The organism is Paenibacillus sp. FSL H7-0735 (genome assembly GCF_038008505.1).
Lineage (GTDB): Bacteria > Bacillota > Bacilli > Paenibacillales > Paenibacillaceae > Paenibacillus_AQ > Paenibacillus_AQ odorifer.
Genome location: NZ_JBBOZH010000001.1, coordinates 3,375,540 through 3,395,868, shown reverse-complemented (window position 1 = coordinate 3,395,868; position 20,329 = coordinate 3,375,540). Strand labels below are relative to the sequence as shown.

The window sequence follows — 20,329 nt, the reverse complement described above, 5'->3', positions numbered from 1 at the left end:
CCTAAGTGTTGATAGATTTAGATGAAGCTCGTATAACTAGTTCTGTCGGTAATTTGATCTGTACGGCTGGTGCGGGTATATCTGCCAGATTGTTCCCCAGCAATTCAATGATTTGGGCTGCGGCAAGTTCACCTAGTTCGTAAAAGGGAACCCGCACACTGCTTAATGCAGGTGTGGTAAGCTCCGCAGCTTCCGAATCATCATAACCCACAATAGCTGGCAGGCGATCCCTTGGTATTCCTAGCTCCTGCAGCCCTTGCTGCAAACCAATGGCCATCCGATCATTGGCGACCATAATCGCATCAATCTCATCCAGCAGAGGCAACATTTCTTGGGCAGCTATAATCCCGCTTTTCCGGCTGAAGTTACCTTCGAACAAAAGTGAAGAATCTACAGAAAGATTCACCTCTGCCAAAGCGCGGGCATACCCCGTTAGACGATCTCGGCTGTTGGAATAAGATTCAGGCCCATTTAGAAAAGCAATCCTCGTAAAACCTTGTTCCAGTAAGTGTTTAGCCGCTTGCCAGCTTCCTTCGACATGATCGGCATCCACCTCGTGAAAAGCTTCCCCTGCAAAATGCTGATTAATCAGACAAAAAGGATGGTTTTCTTCCTTCAAACGGCGGAGTGAGGCTAGCTCACCTGGCTCTTCTTTAGCGCCAAGCACAATGCAAGCATCGATCTTCCGCATCTTAAACAACCCGCTATAATCCATTGGCTCTTCGGCATTCCGAAACAGCATTAACAGATCATAACCCTCTTCTCGCGCCTTGCTCCCTATTCCACTTAATATTTCCGAAAAATAATAAGTGGAGAACAAGCGGGCTTTCGGCAAATAAGGCATCACTACACCCAAGTTCCCGCTCCGTCTACGTGCAAAGCTCTGAGCGAGTGAACTAGGGGTATAGCCTAGCTTCAGAGCAGCTGCCAACACACGTTCCTTCGTTTCTTCCTTAATCGGACCAACGTTATTTAACACGCGAGATACTGTGGCTTCTGACACACCTGCAAGCTCGGCAACCTCTTTACGGCTGGCGATATAAATTCCTCCTTCTCATAGGTTATGAACAGTGACATTTAGCCTCGTTCAATACACTATTCGAAAACGCATTCATTTAATGTACGCGCGTACATTTTCTCATGAACAAGGCTCTTCGTCAACCCTAAGATTGGATAAATTTAAAAGACGTTCATATACACTAAGGAGAAGAACGTCTTTCTATTTCTTTTCAACTATCCGCGAGGTACTAGCAATAGGACACCAAGTAAAATGATAATCAGAAATAAGTAACTCTCAAATTTCTTAGCAGGAATACGTTTATTCACATATACACCAAGCACTGTAGCTAAGATAATTGCTGGAATAGAATATCCATAAAGAACAAGAGCATCCGCAGTCCACAATCCCCCGATAGCATGACCAGTTACAACGAGTACACCAGAAATAAGAAAATGAGCTTGCAACGTACCCCGAAAGCGATCAGGATTCCACTGTCGTAAAGTACCATAGATCACGACCGGGACACCATTAAAGTTATAAGCACCGCCAAGTACACCCGAAGCGAATCCGAAGGGATACACCCAGCCTTTTGCCTTAAGCAAGGGATGATCGATCGTCTTAACTATTCTCTTCTTAATCACTGAATAAACTCCATAAACAATCAAAAATATACCAAGTCCAGTCATAATTACACTTGCAGGTGCTAAATAAAGCATGACTAGTCCTACAGGAATTCCTATCACAGTTGAGAGTGCTAATCGAATCAGAATAGGTCGTTCTATATGCCGCCACCCACTCACAACTGTAAGTGAGGCAACCGTGAGGCCTGCCAATCCAATCAAAGAAACTGAGGTATGTATAGGAATCGGGAGCAGTGCAAGCAGTGGCATGCTCACAATCGCTTCACCAAAACCAAACATGGTTCTCATCAAGGCACCTATAAATACTGCTAATACGACTAGTGTAATAATTGTAACGGACAATCGTTTATCCCCCTCCTAATCTCATCCATCCGTAATTGTGTATAAAATCATCACATAGACAGATCATCTGGAATACATTTCTTTTTCCCACTCTTCTAATTATAACATATCATTCGCTAAAAAACAGACATCGATATAGAACAAACGCGCATTTTAACATCCCTAGAATCCATCACATTGCCGTTATAACTACACAATAATGGAGATATACATATATTTAACGAAAACCCCTTAAAATCGATTACAGAGGCCCGTATGTATTACCCTTTTTCTAAAAAACAACTAAGTATCTAAAAAAAACTGATTCCCCTAACGTTGAAGAGGTATCAGTTTCTTATTTTTTGACGTGTTTATTTAGGCGTTATCTTTCAGCCACACTTGCACATGCTTTAGAAATTTTTTGGTGACGGGAGAAGCGTATTTCATAGAGTGGACAGCAATTCCTAACGATCTGAAACTTCGTTCCTCTAATTCTAACATGGCTACATTATAATTTTGCCGGGTTAAGACAAGCTCTGGCAAAATACTAATCCCAAGCCCCTTCTCCACCATAGACATAATGGCATAGTCATCACCCGCAGAGAATTTAACATTTGGTTTAATCCCCGCCTTATCCAGCACACGTCTAACATCATAATCCGAACCTGCTTTCGGGATAATGAAATCCTCCTTAGCAATTTGCGATAAGGAAAGAAAGGGCTCCGTGCTTAGCGGATTCTCTTTAGATACAATCCCTAACATCCGGTCTTTTTTTAAAGGAATTACATCAAACTTCTCACGTGTAGGCAGTGAAATAAAACCGCAGTCTACGACTCCAGCCTCTATCCATTGCTCAACCTCCAAATAACCGCCTTCCATCAGCTTGATTTCTATATAAGGGTATTCACTGCGAAATTGCTTAATCATCCCTGGCAGCCAATGCACAGACACACTGGTGAACGTACCGATGGTAATCGTGCCAATCTCTAGCCCGTGGATGTCCGCTACCTCCTGCTTCAATTTCTCGTTCCACTTCAAGATTTCACGGATAGGCTGCAGAACTTGTTCTCCGTTTACCGTCAATTTCACACCGGATCTATTTCTAATTAATAACGCGAACCCAAACTCCATCTCCAAGCTGCTAATGGTGTGACTAATTCCGGATTGCGTAAAACCCAGTACATCTGCTGCTTTTGTTAAGCTGCCTAGCTCCACAACTTTCAGAAAAATCTCATATTTATTAATGCTCAACCTCTGTTCCCACCCTTATAAATTGCATAAGTTTTACTCATGTATTCTATGATAAACATTCAGTTACCTTATGTATAGAGCCGTATTATACTATATTGAGTTGAAAATGAAGAAGGATGGATGAAGAGATGAAACCGCTCAAAGCTGAGCTGCTGCTGTTAGTTGTAACATTATTTTGGGGCTCCTCCTACATATTTATGAAAATGGGGTTAGGTACGTTAGGCGAATTCAATCTGATTGCACTGCGCTTCGGACTTGCTTTTATATTAGCCGCTATGATATTCCACAAACGATTAAGACGAGTAGACATGAGAACTTTAAAATATGGCGCCCTACTCGGATTCCTCCTGCTCGGCGTATTCACATGTATAACCTTCGGACTTCAAACAACCACCACCTCAAACGCAGGATTTCTAGTTGCGTTGACGGTTATTTTTGTACCGATCTTGGATCGAGTTATTTTCAAAAAAAGAGTTGCACCTCCACAAGTGTTCGGCTCCATCCTCGCCATAGCCGGGATTGGACTCCTTACCTTAAATGCAACCTTAACTATTCAGCCGGGTGATTTCCTGTGTATCCTTTCGGCAGTGTTCTATGCGGTACAGATCTTATTTACAGGCAAGGCGGTAAAAGAATGTGATTCCCTGAATATCGGAATCTTGCAGTTAGGATTTGCTGGAGGGTTGGCCTTAGTGTTGTCCGCACTCTTCGAGACACCTGCGCTACCGTCTACTTTGCCAGGTTGGACTGCAATTCTTGCGCTTGGTATCTTATGCAGTGCCTGTGGCTTCATCCTGCAACCTATTGCTCAAAAATATACTTCACCGACCCGCACCGGACTAATCTTCTCCCTTGAGCCGGTCTTCGCTGCGATGTTTGGTTATTGGTTCGCTGCTGAGAAGTTATCGATGCAGGGTTATGCTGGCGCAGCGCTTGTTCTGCTCGGAATCGTGGCTTCTGAATTGCTTGGTAAAGCAACACTCCCCGCATCGTGGGCTCAGAAGAAACCAGAGCATTTATAACAATAAAGGCGTCGTTCAACTATACAAGCTGAACGACGCCTTTTCTATGTTTATTGGTTCAATTAATGCCCCATCATCATCGCCGCATCTGCCTTCTGTCCCTCTCCAGAGGAAGGATCGCCAGCGGAAAGCTTAGGCTTGCGCAAAATAATACTCATTAATACACCTACCACACCTATGCAGCCAGACAGGAAGAACACATCATCAAAACCACTAACTGCGGCTGTCAAAGGATTACTTCCCGCTTTCAGTGCTCCCATATGAACAGCGATCTGACTAGTCAGGTAACCTGTCATTCCAGCTATAGCAAATGAAACAACGACTTGTTGAGCAGCAGCAGTAAGTGAAGTTACACTTCCCACCCATTCACGTGGAGCAGCATTCAAGACATGAGTATTCAAAGGCATCATCGTTAGACCCATACCAAAACCTAAGAAACCCAGGTATGTCATAATTAACGATAAATTTGTTGTAACACTAATTCCGGATAACAGGAACAAGGTGACCGTAATGATACTAAGTCCAACAAACGCCAGCGGACGAGCCCCGATCTTATCAAACAACCTACCGCCAATCGGCATTCCGATTGCTGAAGCTAAAGCCTGCGGAAGTAGAATCAGACCGGTTTCCAGCGGGGTATAGCTTCGAATCTGCTGCAGGTAAAGGGGCACAAATAACATGGACCCAAACAAAGCAGCTTGCATAACCCAAGTTAAAATAATACCCCTAGTGAAATCCGACGAACGGAAAACTCGCAGTTGTAAAAGCGGATTTTTGTGAAGCAGCTCCACAATGACAAGAAGGATCAATGCAACCCCTCCAACAGATAAGCCAACGATAGCGGGAGTAGACGACCAGCTTGTTCCACCGCCTTCATTCACCCCATAAGCCAACATAGAGAAGGCAATTGGGGCAAGGATAATGCCTAGGATATCGAGTTTGCCTTTGCTCTTTTTTTCAGACTTCGGCAAATATTTAACACCAAGAATAATGCCAACGATTCCAATAGGTACATTAATCAGAAAGATCCAGTGCCAGCTTACGTACTCCACCAGCCAACCGGATAAGACTGGACCGAGTGCCGGAGCTAAGAGCATTGGAATACCAAGCATCCCCATAATAGAACCTCGACGTTCTACTGGAGCTAATTAAAAAACCATCGCCATCCCAATGGGAGCAACCATCCCCCCGCCAAGACCTTGAATGACTCGAAAAATAATGAGCTGAGATGAGCTTTGTGCAACCGAACATAACATAGAGCCAAGAATAAACATCGTAAGAGTTGCCAGAAAAACTTGTTTCGATCCAAAACGATCGGTCATCCAGCCCGCGAGTGGGATTACAGCCGCTAAAGCTAAAGTATAACCCGTAATCGCCCACTGAATCGTTTTGAGATCGGAAGCAAAATAATTAACCAGCTTGGGAACGGCCACATTCACAACAGTACCATCCAGAATAACCATAATCATACCGACAATAATAGCAAGAAGCGGGGGGATGATTGCTTTTAACGAAAAGGGTTGATCTTCTGCAGTACTCATTCCAGTCATAGTTTTTGTCATCCAGTACTCCACTCATTTCTCTAATTTAATTAAATGCTTTATTGATTATTTCAAATTTTAATTTACATTCGATGAATCTCGAAGTCAACAAATAAAACCATTTTTCCCATTAAAAACACATCGAGTTTACGATACCCTTCAGAAATTATCTTGAAATGTATATTAGAACAGCAAAAAGACTATGCATAATCCCCTTAAATCTTCTCGCTTGGGAAATGTGCATAGTCATCATGGAATCATTTTCCGATTAGAGCGTCTCTCTTAATTCTATAATTTTGCCCGATGTGTTCAATATAATTTCAAGTGGAATCTCTGTCTCTGCAAAATCCAATACACAGCGAATAGAAAATTGATCCTCGTTATAGCTACTTTTTGTAGATTTAATCCCATGATAATTCCCGGCTTTTACCGTAATTTGCTTCCAGTCTTCCAGTAATCCATTTAAGCTCTGCTTATTTACGACCACATCATAATGATATCGCTCCGATAATTCATTATATTTACCGCCGACCAGTAACCCCGCTATAACGCTCGCTGTCACTTCAGGGGTATACACTTCAACTTGATTGGAATCACCATCATATATGGTTACTAAACCAATAGTCTTAAAAAAAGAGATTGGAACGTAGATATGATCCTCTCTGAATTCGATATCATCTTTAAAAAACAACTCTTGTGTATCATTGATGCTAACCAAATGTTCGTTAAGCTTCCATTTAATTATTTCATTTATCCTTGTTAGTGTTATAGTTTCTGAACTTTTTTGATATGTTGTTTTATATTTCAATGCATTAGAAGCCTCTCTGAGCGGAATCATGACTGTGGAACCCTTGTTGAAGGCTGAATGGGGATCAGTATCCAGTACTTTACCATTCAAAATTACGCTAACCTGGCCGGAGTCTGCCCATACTGTTGGAGCGGCAAATCCACCAAATCCATTAGTTAAAAATAGAACACCTAACACAACAACCGCTGCCATTTTGATCATCCGTTCGAAACCTCCCTTTTATCTATTACAAGTATTATGTGCGTTTCCAGCATGTGCTAATCCTAATGATAATCAAGACAAGCAAAAAAAAGAAGCCGTTCAACATTATGTTGGGCCGCTTCTTTTAAATAACTATTCCACTTTGAAGTCAAAATACTGCTTAGGAAAAGGTTCTTTTATCAGCGTAAAATGCCACCATTCCTTACTATAAGGTTTAAAGCCTTGCTTCACCATAACCTCTTTGAGAATTGCACGATTTGCTTTCTGAGTCTTGGTGATTAACGATGTATCATAAAAAGAGATATCTCCGAAAAAATCAAACGGGCTGCCCATATCTACATCTACACCGGTCTCTTTATTGACGATCGTTAAATCGATGGTACTGCCACGGGAATGTCCTGATTTTTTCGCTATAAATCCGAGTTTGAATAAATTACGTTTATCCAGTAGCGGGTAATATTGCTGCTTCATCTTAGTATCCGCGGAATTCTGTGACCATCTTACAAAATGATTCACCGCGGTCTGCGGACGATAAGCATCATAGATTTTTAGGATATATCCTTTTTTGGCTAAATCCTCACTTACTGCCTTCAAGGCTGTAGCTGCAGTCTGTGAAAAGATCGCTAAAGGCGCTTTATATCCATCAATCCGCTCCCCTACAAAATTATTGTCTCCGTAATAACGAATTTCAAAATGGGCAGTAGGAATCACTTCATCCAAATAGACAAATCCTTGCGGCAGACGGTGTTTCTTCTCCAGCTGCATTTGCTGCAGTACATTGTCTGTAGATGATCCAACGTAAGCTGCATCTGCGCTGCCCATAACAATAGTGTTTGTCCATAACAACAGCACAAATGCGAAAACTATGATTTTTGTTCCTCTAAATCCGGTTCTCAATAGATCCCGCCTCTTCATTTCGAATTAACCGTTTGATTCAGAAATTTTTCCACTTCAGGTGTGAGTTTATTATTCGTGGAATCAAGTAACTGCAGTAATTTTTCTAAAATCATTAGGATTCTGGTGTCGCCTTTGTTTCCTTTTAATGCATTCTCATACGCCTTTTTCACTTCAGGTTTGATTATTTGCTCATCATAGTCATAAGCTGGTGTGTTGCTTGACCCATATAATAAGCGTGAAGTTGCATTAAGCAGCTCTTTTTGAAGAACGGTTGACCGATTGGAAGCTGGATATTTCGTCACAAAATCCTCCAGTGCTAGCGCCCTGTTCGTTAACTCTGTCCAACTAATCACAATAGCTGCATCAAATACACTTGGTTGATTCGATTCAGTGGCCATGATGTCAATGTAAGCTGCGATGTCCTTCGTGACATACGGCTTAAAGCTTTTGAAGCCCTCATAATGCATCACTGGATAGTACATGCCCTCACTAGTCTGCAGCTTATATCCCTTATCCCGTCCTTCAATTAACATATTGCGTACATTGGCATCTTTGATCGAATTAAGGAGTGTGCTGTAGGTTAGATTTTTGCTTTTGGATAAAGCATTATTTATCTCTTTCTGAACATTCTCCGGAAAAACCTTCTCAGAGTACACAGGTAAATATGCCTTCTGTGCATTTTCGAGCTGGAGTGTCATCTGAGTTGCTGTCCAGGTATCCACTTCTTTGATATGGTTAATCAAATAATTCCGTGCGTTAGCCAGAGATGCCGGCTTCTGTACATATTGCTGGAATTGATTATAGACTTTTGCAGATTCTTTCACAGTTGCGGCAGCTACAGTATCTGTTGTATGTATACTCCCAAACCCTCCCATAGAGCCTAGGGCAAAGGCAACACTTAACAAGCCTGTTTTTTTCCATCCCATTAAAAGACCTCCCTTAAGTATTCATACTTAATAATTAGACATACGAGAGGATCCTGAATCTAACTTAGTACAGTATTATTCTGGACGCCTCCAATGTCCTTCCTACGATAAATACCCATCAGAAGTCCAATAGCCGCATATTCAAACCACACATGACTCCCATAGCTCAGGAAAGGGAACGGGATAGAAGTCAGCATCATTCCACCGCTCAAAATAGCAAGACCATAGGTTAGTCTTATCGCTAGCAAAAATGCCAAACCCAACACTAGAGCTTGTCCATAGGTCTCACGAATCGCTCGTATCGTAGATAGAAGCTTGATGAAGAACCAGGAGATAACTGCCAGCAAAAGCAGTGCCCCCGCCCAACCAAAACAATGAATAAGATAGACAGGCAACATATCTGAGTAGACATACGGCAGCTTTTGTTCTACTGCTCCGAATCCGTGCCCCCACCAACCCGCTGAACTAATAACTTCACGCATTACTTGGTATATATATCCATAACCGTCTGGATCTAAAGAGGGATTTATAGCACTAATGATTCTGACCATCAGGTAGTCGCTATTGAAGATGAACATTAGTCCAACTATTACAAAGAATCCTAATAATACTACACTCTTAATCCAATCGCGAGTAATCCATACATATAATACTAATGAAGAAATTAGATACACCACAAGCTCTGGAAGAGAGTTTAAAGAGATAAGAAGCAAGGCAGGTGCTAACAGAATGCTTATGTTGAACAAACCACTCCGCCAAGTTTTCTTTTTAGCCGATTCCTTGCGATTCACTAAAATCCCTGCTAACGCGACTATCAATACATAAGGACGATAGGATGTCATATCAGGTAAGATCAAAAAAATCCTAGGACCATAATTCACTCCATTTATTGTTATCCCCCAGAATATACTCGACAGAATTCCGGCTATTGATGTTCCGTATAATACCCACGAGAAACTTTTCAGCTTTCTGAAATCGATAAAATACAATCCAAACATCAATACAATTCCAATGAGTATATTTATCGCTTGGCGTCTAAACGCATTATCCAAAAAAGAACCCTTAACGATATCACTGTAGCCTACATCCACAGAACTCATTCCGATCAGACTGATCGCGGATAACAAAGCTACAACTCCAAACAATCCCCAAGGTACATGTGGTTTATGTATTAGATGAAGTTCCTTCCCTAACGTTTGCGGGCTCCCCATTTGTTCGATCGCCCAAGCAATGGCTTCTTCCCGTGATACACCGTCGGCTTCTTTTTCACAAATTAAATCTTCTAGATGACTAGCTAATTCTTGACGTATCTCTGGGTGAGTTTTTTTCGCTTTAATCTCTGCACACACTACATCCAAAAATTGCTGCTGCCTCTCTTTCATCATACACCACCCTCTCCCAGAACGGAGTCAACTGCACCTTTAAACATAACCCATTCTGCTTTTTTCTCCTTGAGTTTCTCTTTACCTTCCTCCAGAATTCTATAGTACTTACGCTTCCGTCCCTCTACCTCCATCCAGTAAGCCTCTACCCAGCGCTCACTTTCCATCGCATGCAGAATCGGATACAAGGTTCCTTCTTTTAATGAAAAAACACCCTGAGATCTCAGCTCCAGCGCTTTGATCAACTCATAACCATATAATGGCTTCTCCAGTAAAAGAGTCAGAATCAAAGTACCCGTACTGCCCTTCAGCATCTCTTTACTTACTTTCAACGGCTAACACCTCCTAAATTCTAAACTTTACAATTGGCGTGGATGTATCTGATCCACTAAACAAATTTCACTCATCATAGTAGTTGATCTGCATCCTTGGACCGGATTCGGCTCATTCTACGGGATTTATACCGTTGATTTGCTTCCTTGGTCCGGATTCGGCTCATTCTACGGGATTTATACCGTTGATTTGCACCCCTGGGCCGGCGTGGGCTTAATCTACGGGATTTATACCGTTGATTTGCTTCCTCGGTCCGGATTCGGCTCATTCTACGGGATTTATACCGTTGATTTGCACCCCCGGGCCGGCGTGGGCTTAATCTACGGGATTTATACCGTTGATTTGCCTCCTCGGACCGGATTCGGCTCATTCTACGGGATTTATACCGTTGATTTGCACCCCCGGGCCGGCGTGGGCTTAATCTACGGGATTTATACCGTTGATTTGCACCCCCGGGCCGGCGTGGGCTCATTCTACGGGATTTATACCGTTGATTTGCTTCCTCGGTCCGGATTCGGCTCATTCTACGGGATTTATACCGTTGATTTGCCTCCTCGGTCCGGATTCGGCTCATTCTACGGGATTTATACCGTTGATTTGCTTCCTCGGTCCGGATTCGGCTCATTCTACGGGATTTATACCGTTGATTTGCTTCCTCCGTCCGGATTCGGCTCATTCTACGGGATTTATACCGTTGATTTGCTTCTTCGTCCAATGACTAATATCTGTATACATGAATATTATTTATCCTTTTATACCTAGGACAACTATACATCGTAAATCTATGTATGTAAAGTTCCTCTTATCCCCCCCCCCCTTACTCCCTCCCTATTCCCCACTCTTACATGTATAATAATGGTAATACAAGCGACATTTTGAGGAGATCTACCATGCAAAAAACAATAATAGCCATCTGGAGTTTTTCGTTCTTTTCATAGTTATTTTCGTTGGATATATGCTCCATAACAGTTCTTTGACCTATTATGAGGCGTAGAAGATAAATTGGGGAATAGCGATCTCTAAACCTACAGAGTCAAAAGTGATATTTGAAAGTCCACCCAGTTTCCATGGGGATGGCGAAAGCTATTACGTATTAAATTACAACGAAAAGCAATTCATAGAAATCAAAGACGCAGCATTTTGGCATCCCCTCAATGTTGAATCCATTGACCCCTTAAAAGAGAGAATATCAAGCTTCAAAGATTCCGTGATGGCCATTTATCCAAATGAAAAAGCCAAATACGAAAAATTATTTTGGGCGAACCTTATAGAACTCGAAGAAAGTGGATTATATTACTATAAGAAAAAGATGATGATAGCTACTGTATCGTGATCCTTAACGTGAAATTAAAACGAGTATATATGATGGAATGGACACAATGATTGACGACAAAAAAGGAGTGCTAGAACTGTTGCCAGTTAGCACTCCTTTTAATCGAATTCCTCTAATTATTAATGCATTGGAGTATTCATTTTATGATTAACAACTACTCTTTTTATGAAGAAAGCAAGAATTAGTCCTACAATCGCCATACTCATTCCGAAAATAAAAGCATTTTGTACACCGTTCGTAAACGCAGGTAACATATTAGCTGGATCTGCTGGGTTCTCTACAGTTTTCATATAGCTTTTTGAACCCGCGGACATAATGCTGACTGCTAATGCAGTACCAATTGCACCAGCAACCTGCTGCAGTGTATTCATGATAGCTGTACCATCTGGATATAGCTCTAGTGGTAACTGGTTAATACCATTTGTTTGTGCCGGCATAAATACCATCGAAATACCAATCATAAGCGTACTGTGAAGTACGATTACGAACACAACCGTAGAAGCTACACTAATACTGGAGAAGAACCACAAGGCTACCGCTGCAATAATCAGACCTGGAATAACGAGCCATTTCGGACCGTATTTATCAAACATACGACCCATAATTGGGGACATCAATCCGTTTATAATTCCGCCTGGAAGCAGCAACAGACCCGCTTTGAAAGCTGTATAACCTTGTCCTTGTTGAAGGTACATCGGAAGAATCAGCATAGAGGACAGAATAACCATCATACAGATAAATACCATAGCTACACCAATAGCGAACATTGGATATTTAAAAGCACGCAGATTAATCATTGGCTCCTTCATCTTCATTTGACGAAGTCCAAACAATAACAATGCTACTACACCTACGATGATCGCAATGATCACTTTCGGACTTCCCCAGCCCGCTTCTTCACCCGCGCTGCTGAAACCAAACACGATACCGCCAAACCCGAGTGAAGATAACACAATGGAGAGGATATCAATTTTTGGTTTCGTCACCTTTGTTACATTCTGCATGAACAGAATCCCGAATATCAATGCAATCACCAAGAATGGCAATGACAACCAGAAAATCCAGTGCCAGCTGAGGCTTTCAATAAGAAGTCCAGCAATGGTAGGTCCAATCGCCGGAGCAACCATGATAACCAGTCCGATCATCCCCATTGCAGCCCCCCGTTTTTCAGGAGCAATGATGATAAGGATTGTATTAAACATCAGTGGCAACAGAAGCGCTGTTCCCATAGCTTGAACCACTCTTGCTGTAAGTAAGAACTCAAAGTTAGGTGAGACTGCTGCTAGGAATGTTCCTAGAATTGAAAAACATAAAGCCGCTATAAACAGCTGTCTCGTCGAGAACCATTGAAGCAGCATCCCCGAAATTGGTACTAATATACCCAGTGTAAGCAGATAAGCTGTTGTCAACCATTGTGCTGTTGCTGGGGTAATTTGTAGGACATTCATTAGATCGCTTAAAGCAACATTTAATGCCGTTTCACTGAACATTCCGATAAAACCTGCTAGTAATAAAGAGACAAGAATCGGAATAGTCTTAAACTTCTTGACCTCTTTTTGTTGATTCCCTTGCATAGTTGCTTCCACCCTTAATCCTCCTGATAATCTTGTCTATTTGTCTGTATCTAACCAAGTATTGCTGGGATAATCTTTGCCGCCGCGAGAAGCGGTTGTTCATCCCGAAAAGTCAGCGTCTGGAGAAGCGCCCCTTCAAATAAAGAGATTACCACTGAAGCCTTATCGGCCGCGGGCTTGTTCTCTACGCCTTCATACAAAAGACGTTTCTTGATCACATCCTGCAAGTCCATAAACACAGATTTACATGCTGTCCGCAGCTCTTCACTAATACAGGATGTTTCCGCCGCCAACCAAAAACTAAACGGAACTATCCCCTCGTATGAGGATTCCACTGCATCTTTAGCCATTCCTAGAATGAAATCCTCCATTGCCTCAGACGCACTCTTGCTGTTCTCCATATGATGTCTAAGCTTCTGAGCGACAACTTCACTAGTCCGGTTAATACATGTTAAAGCCAGTTCTTCTTTGCCGTGGGGAAAGTAGTAATAAAGAGATCCCTTCGGCGAGTCGCTGTCTTTAATAATCTGATTCAGTCCTGTTGCATGATATCCCTGAGAAAAAAACAATTTCGAAGCTGTGTCCAAAATCGCCTCACGCGTATTCGGCTTGTTCGACAAGCTGACACTTCCTTTGCATTATAACAATTGGTCTACATAATAAAACCATATTTTAAAGAGATATGTCAACACATAAATTACTTAAATTCAAAGTAATTTTGGTGGAAGATCGTGGAGGTTGGGTTGGGTTGGGTTGGGTTGGGTTGGGTTGGGTTGGGTTGGGTTGGTTTAGCTCCATCCTCCCTATTGGACTCAGATGCAGCTATTTGTGCTAAAACGGGCTTTTGGACACATTTCCGGACCTGAGCGACGCTATTCCGCTCAAACCGGGCTGTTTTCATCCCTTTTTGTGCTCATAGCTGCATTGGGGTCCGTTAATCTTTCAAAAGGTTACTTTTCGATCAAATAAGAACTCTGGGGTCCGATCGCTCCTAACTTCGAGCATCCTTCTACATCACATTTACTTCCCATCGAGCTATTAGCTTCGTTAGTTCTTACACTTGTCCCACACTATTTCCGCGCATGCATTTGTCCGTGTACTCCCTTGCTTCGCACTTACTCCCACACTTTTGTTTTCCATGTACTACACTTTGCTCTCAAGCTAACATTTCTATCGGACTCAGATGCAGCTATTTGCGCTAAATCAGGCTTTTGGACACATTTTCGGACCTCACCGTCGCTATTCCACTCAAACCGGGCTGTTTTCATCCCTTTTTGTGCTCATAGCTGCATTGGGGTCCGTTAATCTTTCAAAAGGTTACTTTTCGAGCAAATAAGGACTCTGGAGTCCGATGGAGTGAAGGAGATAGAGTGGATCAGTTGGACTGAAGGAAATGGAGTGAACCAGATGCGGTAAAGGAGAGAAGGCCCAATGTGCTGTCGAGAGGAGATGAGGACGTAACATGCTAGGTGGGTGGGATGCTATTAATGTCCATCTGTATTTTCTCAATAAATTACCAACTGCCTCCATCCAGCCCATCTGCTCCATCTGCTCCATCTGCTCCATCTGCTCCATCTGCTCCATCTGCTCCATCTGCTCCATCTGCCCCCATTCGCTCCATCTGCTCCACCTACCTCCATCCGCCCCATCTTCCCCATCCGCTTCCAGCCATCTCCATACCTTCTCCATCCCTCACTAATCCACTCTCGCACGAAATTATCTACTTCCCATTCCCCCAATCCCAGCGTATACTATAATTATTCCAATGAGAAAGGTGTGAATAAAATGCAAAATGTGCCCAAAGGAATCGCCCGGCCATTAGTAAAAACTAATCAGGCGTTTATCGTCATTTCTGTAATATTAACATGGCTAACAGGACAACACTGGATACTAGCGCTGCCCTTGTTTGCCGGATTGCTCGGTCTTTTGTTCGGTTATAATCCCATCATTAAGCTGGCTGCCAGGTTTCTGACAAAAGAGCGTTCCCACTATGTACTCGAAGACTGGTCACAACAACAGTTTAATCAAAGCATAGCTGTCTTCTGCCTCGCAGGGGGTCTGATCAGCTTCATCGTTGGCTGGACGATCGCAGCTTACATTTTCACAGCGCTCGTAGCGGTGGCCGCCACTGTGGCAATCCTAGGTTTTTGTATCGGATGTTTTATCCATTATCAATGGAGAATGTACAATTACAGACGTAAACAAAGCAGCACAAATTAAATTTGTTAATCTTAATCTCTCTCTTCTCCAACAACATCCCAGCGATGGCGAAATTTTAGTAACCGTGGATGCAGTGATGAAGGTGCAGCTGGCAACAATAACCGAATCTTTACAATCCACTCTTCAAAAGAAGAATAAGACGCAAACTGATTCGCCACCTCAGGCGTTAAATACAGAAAAATCGGCGAAGGATAGATCTCCAAAAGATGCCGCAGCACAGAATCAAGCGGAGTATACTTTTTTCGCTTCCCTTCCAAACTCTCTACCGTGATAAAGCTACGTCCTTGCTCTCTTTTCCATTCATGCAGCCGGTCCTCTCGCTTATAATAAGCGCTCACCGGCTCTTTGGTCATCCGTCGCACCGTTTCCTCATGAAGTGGATATAACACCAGTTTAGTGAAACGCCGGTCTGCTGCAGTTTTTGCCGCCACTTCAAGCTCTTGATCTGTTATATGTTCAAAAGAATCGTAAAACACTAAAGTCCCTTTACGTTGCTCAACTGGTGGCTCATAGCCATAGGGTACATGCTGAATGTCTCTTTTCAATGAAATCCCTCCTGCTTGTTCTATTTATTAATCATATCATGTGACAACAGCAGGGCTATCATTCTTATCTTTCAGCTGAAGATGAATGGTTAATGAAATCCTGAACTTTTGATATCAAAGCTGGGTAAATCAAGGGATACGTCAGCTCTTTTGGTATCTCAGTAAATCTTCTGATTTCTGCCATCTCATAAGGAGGAAGTTCTGAGAACTGTTCCACATTTGCAAAATATAACTTACCATAATTTTCTGGAGCGTCGATACTAGTGACCCTATAAATAGCTATTGGAAAAAGTGAGAATTGTTCCGCACCCGTTTCTTCATATAATTCTCTGGCAGCAGCCTGCTCCGGGATTTCGCCAACCTCTATATGCCCTCCGGCAAACTCCCACGTCGAACGGTCCTGATGTCTCGCTAAGATCCATTCTTCACCATGTTTAACCATAATAACAACGTACTTCAGCTCAACTTCTTCTTCCTTATCCAACTCAAAAAAGTTTACCTGCATTTATATCCCTCGCCTTCCCACCAGCCTCAAACAGTCCTTGCCGCATCCCAAGCCAATTTAAATTCTGCTACATTCCGATACCGCTGCTCCCTCACCGCACTGACGGCCCGTAAAGCTACCTCGTAGAGGGCTTGACTGGATTCCCATTTTACAAACGATCGATCGGATGCTCCTCCTAATAAAACAAATGCTGTGGCGCCCATATTAAATACATTCGTAACTTCATCAATCGGCGCATCCAAGCTAAACTCTTCCGGTGACTTGAATCTGGATGAACCCCAGAAGTTCTCTCCCAGATCATTTACAGTAGGCTTTAGTCTATAATAATCAATATCACAAATTTTAGTTTCATCGTTTACAAAATCATATAAAATACTTCCGTCATAAAAATCCACAGCTGCATACCCTCGACACTCAACATGTTCATGAAACGAAAAGATTACATCTAATGAAGACAGACGTTTTTCAACGGATAATTGCTTATAACGAAAAAAAGGCGACTCCGGATGACTCAGCTTCGCTTCTCCCGCAAATAGCCAATGCGAATGTAAACATTCACCTGCAAACCAATCAAAGACTGCTACATACCCTGACTCAACCTCATAATGCGACAGTAGCGTGATCAGTGCATCAGATCTAAGTTCGTTATATAACGGAATAGCTTCAATTAAACGGTTAACAGCATCCTGAGGATTGCCGGCATAAGTCAAAGGTCTCGCTCCAGCAAATTTCACAAAAAACTTCTTTCCATCCTGCTCCACACCAAAAGAAAGATTTCCGGAGTCTTGCTGATCGAACACTTTAAACACTTTTCCCAGCTTAGTTAACCAAACAAAATCACAGGCTTCCTGCAATTGAAAAGTTACCGCATCGATTTCATATGTATAATTTTTTTCGCGCAAATTAACCTCCTGCATTCACTATCTAGATTAAATTTATAAGCTTCATTCATTGTCTTGTTCGATATTTAATCACTAGAATAATAACCAGCAATACAACACATAAAGACATCGTATTCGTAATCAAAAAAGCTAATCCAACCCCCGTAACCGCCAAACTGATCGCATAAGCTTCCATTAGACTAATCCCGAGCAGCATAAGTAAATACGATTTTAGATTTAAATCGGCTACGGATTTTGATTTGAGGATTTGAACAATCTGCGGGATCCATCCCAAAGAAAGAATCACTCCACCTATTAATTGCATGATTGCAAACATAAGAGCACCTCCACGGATTTTATACAGTTGTATTCCGGGCGGCTCGATCTGGTTCCATTTCATGTAAAAAAACAAATAACACTAAGCAAAGTTTAATTTCCCTGCATCTTGCAGCTTACTATACGCATAAGAGGCCGCACCTATAGTTCCTGCCCGACTCCCAAGCTCTGCTTGAACAATTTCACACTTCCTGCTTGATAGCTTCAACGCATGCTGATGCACAGTCTCTCTTACGGGTTGGAGCAATTTATCTCCCGCCGCTGCCATTCCCCCACCTACAATAATAAGATCCGGGTTGAGGATATTCACAACATTCGCTAATCCAAATCCAAGTATAGCTCCAGTCTCCTGCATTACTTCCACAGAGAGAGCGTCTCCAAGTTCGTAAGCCTCAGATATCATTAACGCGGTAATTTGCTCATCTTGATCCTTAGTCCAAGTCTGAATAATACTTGTTCGACCTTCTTTCAGCTTCTCTTTAAAAGTATTCACCATGCCAATAGCGGACACATATCGCCCCAAACAACCGGAGCTTCCACATTTGCAGGGACGTCCGTTCCTGTACATATTCATATGCCCAATTTCACCAGCGCTATAAGACGTACCGTAGATCACTTTTCCGTCATTCACGATACCTGACCCTAATCCCGTTCCCAATGTAATCAGAACCAGATTGTTATACCCTCTTCCTGCACCTTGTTGCCATTCACCATAAAGATTAACCCTAACATCATTATCAATAAAAGTAGGAAAGTCATAGAATTTTTTCATCTCATCTACAACATGCACATGCTCCCAATCCGGAAAATTCGGTGAAAAAAAAGAAATTCCCGCTACCGGATCAAGTAATCCTGGCACTCCGATTCCCATTCCTTCTACCAAATCTAATGGAATATTCGCTTCATCCGTGATTAAACGTACGGCTTCTCTAATCCGTCCCAACACATGGGCTGGGCCCTTAGCAGCCTCTGTTGGTATAGATCTTTCTTTAACAGCTATAAAATCAGTATCGTAAATCCCTGCTTTAATATTGGTTCCGCCAAGATCAATCCCTATCATATACCGTTTCATAAAAACCTCCAGAATTAGATATTCTATCGCTTTCGATTAAGTTCTAGTACTAACTGCCGCTTCCGTTTCAGCTAACATCAAGCGGTTCACACCCATCTTAATCTGATTCTCGGTGAGATTAGAATAACCAAGTAGAAAGACAGGACCTTGAGGTTTACTGCCCACAAAATAAGAAGACGCAGGATAGACCCGAACTCCATATCGTAACGCCAATTCAGCTATACGATGCTCATCGGCACCAGATTCCAGCTCAATTAATAAATGAAGACCCGCCTCTTCCCCATAATAGCGGACACGACTGCCAAATTCAGCATCCAAACTTTTTACTAGACAAGCCCTGCGGGCAGCATAAAGTTTCCCCATCTGCGTAACATGCCTTGCATAATGTCCATTCTGAATAAATTCCGCCAACGCTTCCTGATCCAGAGCAGAAGACATACGATCTGTTATCCATTTGACCGCCAAAAAAGGTTGAATCAGAGTCGGAGGCAATACTACATAACCTATGCGCAGAGAAGGAAATAACACTTTACTAAAACTGCCTACATAAATTACTCTACCGTCAACATCTAGTCCAGCAAGTGATGATAGCTTCGGACCCTCGTACCTGTATTCACTATCATAATCATCTTCAATAATAAAAGCTTGATTGGCTTTGGCCCATTCCAGTAACTGCACTCTTCGTTTCATCGACAGGGTCACCCCGAAAGGAAACTGATGCGAAGGAGTGACATAAGCTAGTTTTGGTTTTTTATGAGGACCTTCTTTGATGTGATCACAGCTTGCTTGGAGCTCATCTACGGAGATACCCTCTAGGTCAACTCTGATGGGTGTAACCACCGCTCCAGCGAACGAAAAAATCTCCCGCACAACGTTATGTGATGGATCTTCAACAACAACATGATCACCTTTTGAAACAAAAATTCTCGATAATATATCCAATACCTGCGTTGCCCCGGATGTAATCACAATTTGCTCCGGAACCACGGGCATCGAACGTGTGGACCGTAATAAACGTGCAATCTCTTGGCGTAGTCCCAAAGAGCCCTCGACCGGGCCGTAACCCAAAGTATCAGGAGATGCACGACGACAGGCATTCATTAATGCTTTTTGCCACTGATCCATTGGAAATGCGTCCCATGCAGGTACACCGTGCCGAAAATTACATAATACTGTGTTCAAGTCGTTTTCTATAATAGAAGAAGGATTGAGTGTAAGGAAATCAGGACCTTTCGTTATAAAATTGTAAGGGTTCTCAGAATCCTGGAGGTTCTTCTCCTCCACCGGCAGCCCCGCTATATAGGTTCCTGCCCCTTTTCTCATCTCCAGATAACCCTCTGCTTGAAGTAGCTCGTAGGATTGAAGAATTACACTTCTGGATACTTCCAGTTGATTAGCCAAAGTCCTTGATGGAGGTAGTGAATCCCCCCCACTTAAAGCTCCTGAATGGATAGCATTACGAACCTGCTCATAAATTTGATGGCTTAATGGAATGGGTCTTTGTTTATCGAGAGTAATCAGCAATTCATGCTTCATAAGA

Annotated in this window: 21 protein-coding genes and 1 pseudogene; 4 read left to right on the top strand and 18 right to left on the bottom strand. The window is 42.5% G+C overall.

Annotated features, from left to right (window positions below; translation table 11 throughout):
* Nucleotide 1 precedes the first annotated feature (1 nt).
* The 3 genes from NSS82_RS15445 to NSS82_RS15435 form a co-directional block, all read right to left on the bottom strand.
* A complete protein-coding gene (locus tag NSS82_RS15445; RefSeq protein ID WP_038570689.1) occupies nucleotides 2–1,045 on the bottom strand; it encodes a LacI family DNA-binding transcriptional regulator in 1,044 nt (347 codons plus the stop codon).
* Nucleotides 1,046–1,233: 188 nt separating this feature from the next.
* Nucleotides 1,234–1,983, bottom strand: a complete 750-nt coding sequence (locus NSS82_RS15440) for a sulfite exporter TauE/SafE family protein (RefSeq protein ID WP_076272474.1) — start codon at nucleotides 1,981–1,983, stop codon at nucleotides 1,234–1,236.
* Between the two features lie 354 nt (nucleotides 1,984–2,337).
* Nucleotides 2,338–3,213 (bottom strand): LysR family transcriptional regulator, encoded by an 876-nt coding sequence (locus NSS82_RS15435; RefSeq protein ID WP_038570683.1) that lies wholly within the window; start codon nucleotides 3,211–3,213, stop codon nucleotides 2,338–2,340.
* Between the two features lie 128 nt (nucleotides 3,214–3,341).
* On the opposite strand from NSS82_RS15435, the gene NSS82_RS15430 reads away from it, so the two are divergent.
* A complete protein-coding gene (locus tag NSS82_RS15430; RefSeq protein ID WP_076272473.1) occupies nucleotides 3,342–4,235 on the top strand; it encodes a DMT family transporter in 894 nt (297 codons plus the stop codon).
* Between the two features lie 62 nt (nucleotides 4,236–4,297).
* On the opposite strand, the pseudogene NSS82_RS15425 reads toward NSS82_RS15430, so the two are convergent.
* The 6 genes and pseudogenes from NSS82_RS15425 to NSS82_RS15400 all read right to left on the bottom strand — a co-directional run bounded on the left by NSS82_RS15425 (nucleotide 4,298) and on the right by NSS82_RS15400 (nucleotide 10,322).
* Nucleotides 4,298–5,785: pseudogene (locus NSS82_RS15425) on the bottom strand (DHA2 family efflux MFS transporter permease subunit).
* Between the two features lie 259 nt (nucleotides 5,786–6,044).
* On the bottom strand, nucleotides 6,045–6,785 hold the full coding sequence (locus tag NSS82_RS15420; protein WP_076099343.1) for a copper amine oxidase N-terminal domain-containing protein: 741 nt from the start codon (nucleotides 6,783–6,785) through the stop codon (nucleotides 6,045–6,047).
* A gap of 132 nt (nucleotides 6,786–6,917) precedes the next feature.
* Nucleotides 6,918–7,682: a M15 family metallopeptidase gene (locus tag NSS82_RS15415; protein WP_218641939.1), complete on the bottom strand. Its 765-nt coding sequence runs from the start codon at nucleotides 7,680–7,682 to the stop codon at nucleotides 6,918–6,920.
* A gap of 14 nt (nucleotides 7,683–7,696) precedes the next feature.
* Nucleotides 7,697–8,608, bottom strand: a complete 912-nt coding sequence (locus NSS82_RS15410; RefSeq protein WP_076222661.1) for a hypothetical protein — start codon at nucleotides 8,606–8,608, stop codon at nucleotides 7,697–7,699.
* A gap of 59 nt (nucleotides 8,609–8,667) precedes the next feature.
* A complete protein-coding gene (locus NSS82_RS15405; protein WP_076222663.1) occupies nucleotides 8,668–9,993 on the bottom strand; it encodes an FtsW/RodA/SpoVE family cell cycle protein in 1,326 nt (441 codons plus the stop codon).
* Nucleotides 9,990–10,322 (bottom strand): PadR family transcriptional regulator, encoded by a 333-nt coding sequence (locus tag NSS82_RS15400; RefSeq protein ID WP_076099345.1) that lies wholly within the window; start codon nucleotides 10,320–10,322, stop codon nucleotides 9,990–9,992. Before NSS82_RS15400 ends, NSS82_RS15405 begins: the two co-directional genes overlap by 4 nt.
* 139 nt (nucleotides 10,323–10,461) lie before the next feature.
* On the opposite strand from NSS82_RS15400, the gene NSS82_RS15395 reads away from it, so the two are divergent.
* A complete protein-coding gene (locus NSS82_RS15395; protein WP_340960288.1) occupies nucleotides 10,462–11,085 on the top strand; it encodes a hypothetical protein in 624 nt (207 codons plus the stop codon).
* 277 nt (nucleotides 11,086–11,362) lie between these two features.
* Nucleotides 11,363–11,656 carry a hypothetical protein gene (locus NSS82_RS15390; RefSeq protein WP_076274006.1) on the top strand — a complete coding sequence of 98 codons (294 nt, stop codon included), beginning with the start codon at nucleotides 11,363–11,365 and terminating at the stop codon, nucleotides 11,654–11,656.
* Between the two features lie 119 nt (nucleotides 11,657–11,775).
* Here NSS82_RS15390 and NSS82_RS15385 read toward each other — a convergent pair whose 3' ends face one another.
* The 3 genes from NSS82_RS15385 to NSS82_RS15375 all read right to left on the bottom strand — a co-directional run bounded on the left by NSS82_RS15385 (nucleotide 11,776) and on the right by NSS82_RS15375 (nucleotide 14,919).
* Complete coding sequence (locus tag NSS82_RS15385) at nucleotides 11,776–13,230, bottom strand: DHA2 family efflux MFS transporter permease subunit (protein ID WP_036685000.1); 1,455 nt, start codon at nucleotides 13,228–13,230, stop codon at nucleotides 11,776–11,778.
* A 50-nt stretch (nucleotides 13,231–13,280) separates the two neighbouring features.
* Nucleotides 13,281–13,850, bottom strand: a complete 570-nt coding sequence (locus NSS82_RS15380) for a TetR/AcrR family transcriptional regulator (protein WP_036684998.1) — start codon at nucleotides 13,848–13,850, stop codon at nucleotides 13,281–13,283.
* Between the two features lie 697 nt (nucleotides 13,851–14,547).
* Nucleotides 14,548–14,919: a hypothetical protein gene (locus tag NSS82_RS15375; protein WP_178944271.1), complete on the bottom strand. Its 372-nt coding sequence runs from the start codon at nucleotides 14,917–14,919 to the stop codon at nucleotides 14,548–14,550.
* Between the two features lie 96 nt (nucleotides 14,920–15,015).
* Here NSS82_RS15375 and NSS82_RS15370 point away from each other — a divergent pair, with 96 nt between their 5' ends.
* Nucleotides 15,016–15,450: a DUF4395 domain-containing protein gene (locus NSS82_RS15370; RefSeq protein ID WP_076273411.1), complete on the top strand. Its 435-nt coding sequence runs from the start codon at nucleotides 15,016–15,018 to the stop codon at nucleotides 15,448–15,450.
* A gap of 11 nt (nucleotides 15,451–15,461) precedes the next feature.
* Here the strand turns inward: NSS82_RS15370 and NSS82_RS15365 are convergent, their stop codons facing one another.
* The 6 genes from NSS82_RS15365 to pdxR form a co-directional block, all read right to left on the bottom strand.
* Nucleotides 15,462–15,995, bottom strand: coding sequence for a hypothetical protein (locus NSS82_RS15365; RefSeq protein ID WP_076273410.1), 534 nt, complete (start codon nucleotides 15,993–15,995; stop codon nucleotides 15,462–15,464).
* A gap of 64 nt (nucleotides 15,996–16,059) precedes the next feature.
* Nucleotides 16,060–16,479, bottom strand: coding sequence for an NUDIX hydrolase (locus tag NSS82_RS15360; protein ID WP_178944270.1), 420 nt, complete (start codon nucleotides 16,477–16,479; stop codon nucleotides 16,060–16,062).
* 47 nt (nucleotides 16,480–16,526) lie between these two features.
* Complete coding sequence (locus NSS82_RS15355; RefSeq protein WP_370511317.1) at nucleotides 16,527–17,402, bottom strand: serine/threonine protein kinase; 876 nt, start codon at nucleotides 17,400–17,402, stop codon at nucleotides 16,527–16,529.
* 46 nt (nucleotides 17,403–17,448) lie between these two features.
* On the bottom strand, nucleotides 17,449–17,781 hold the full coding sequence (locus tag NSS82_RS15350; protein WP_080742697.1) for a PQ-loop domain-containing transporter: 333 nt from the start codon (nucleotides 17,779–17,781) through the stop codon (nucleotides 17,449–17,451).
* 18 nt (nucleotides 17,782–17,799) lie between these two features.
* A complete protein-coding gene (locus tag NSS82_RS15345) occupies nucleotides 17,800–18,789 on the bottom strand; it encodes an ROK family protein (RefSeq protein WP_076273408.1) in 990 nt (329 codons plus the stop codon).
* A 36-nt stretch (nucleotides 18,790–18,825) separates the two neighbouring features.
* The gene (gene pdxR / locus NSS82_RS15340; protein ID WP_076273407.1) at nucleotides 18,826–20,325 is read right to left on the bottom strand and encodes a MocR-like pyridoxine biosynthesis transcription factor PdxR; all 1,500 of its coding nucleotides are present in this window, start codon (nucleotides 20,323–20,325) and stop codon (nucleotides 18,826–18,828) included.
* Nucleotides 20,326–20,329: the final 4 nt, after the last annotated feature.

Bases quoted from the DNA above. Each gene is read 5' to 3' on its own strand.
- NSS82_RS15430 (WP_076272473.1), top strand. From the start codon at position 3,342: ATGAAACCGCTCAAAGCTGAGCTGCTGCTGTTAGTTGTAACATTATTT.
- NSS82_RS15420 (WP_076099343.1), bottom strand. From the start codon at position 6,785: ATGATCAAAATGGCAGCGGTTGTTGTGTTAGGTGTTCTATTTTTAACT.
- NSS82_RS15410 (WP_076222661.1), bottom strand. From the start codon at position 8,608: ATGGGATGGAAAAAAACAGGCTTGTTAAGTGTTGCCTTTGCCCTAGGC.
- NSS82_RS15405 (WP_076222663.1), bottom strand. From the start codon at position 9,993: ATGATGAAAGAGAGGCAGCAGCAATTTTTGGATGTAGTGTGTGCAGAG.
- NSS82_RS15385 (WP_036685000.1), bottom strand. From the start codon at position 13,230: ATGCAAGGGAATCAACAAAAAGAGGTCAAGAAGTTTAAGACTATTCCG.
- NSS82_RS15375 (WP_178944271.1), bottom strand. From the start codon at position 14,919: ATGGAGAAGGTATGGAGATGGCTGGAAGCGGATGGGGAAGATGGGGCG.
- NSS82_RS15370 (WP_076273411.1), top strand. From the start codon at position 15,016: ATGCAAAATGTGCCCAAAGGAATCGCCCGGCCATTAGTAAAAACTAAT.
- NSS82_RS15350 (WP_080742697.1), bottom strand. From the start codon at position 17,781: ATGAAATGGAACCAGATCGAGCCGCCCGGAATACAACTGTATAAAATC.
- NSS82_RS15345 (WP_076273408.1), bottom strand. From the start codon at position 18,789: ATGAAACGGTATATGATAGGGATTGATCTTGGCGGAACCAATATTAAA.
- pdxR (WP_076273407.1), bottom strand. From the start codon at position 20,325: ATGAAGCATGAATTGCTGATTACTCTCGATAAACAAAGACCCATTCCA.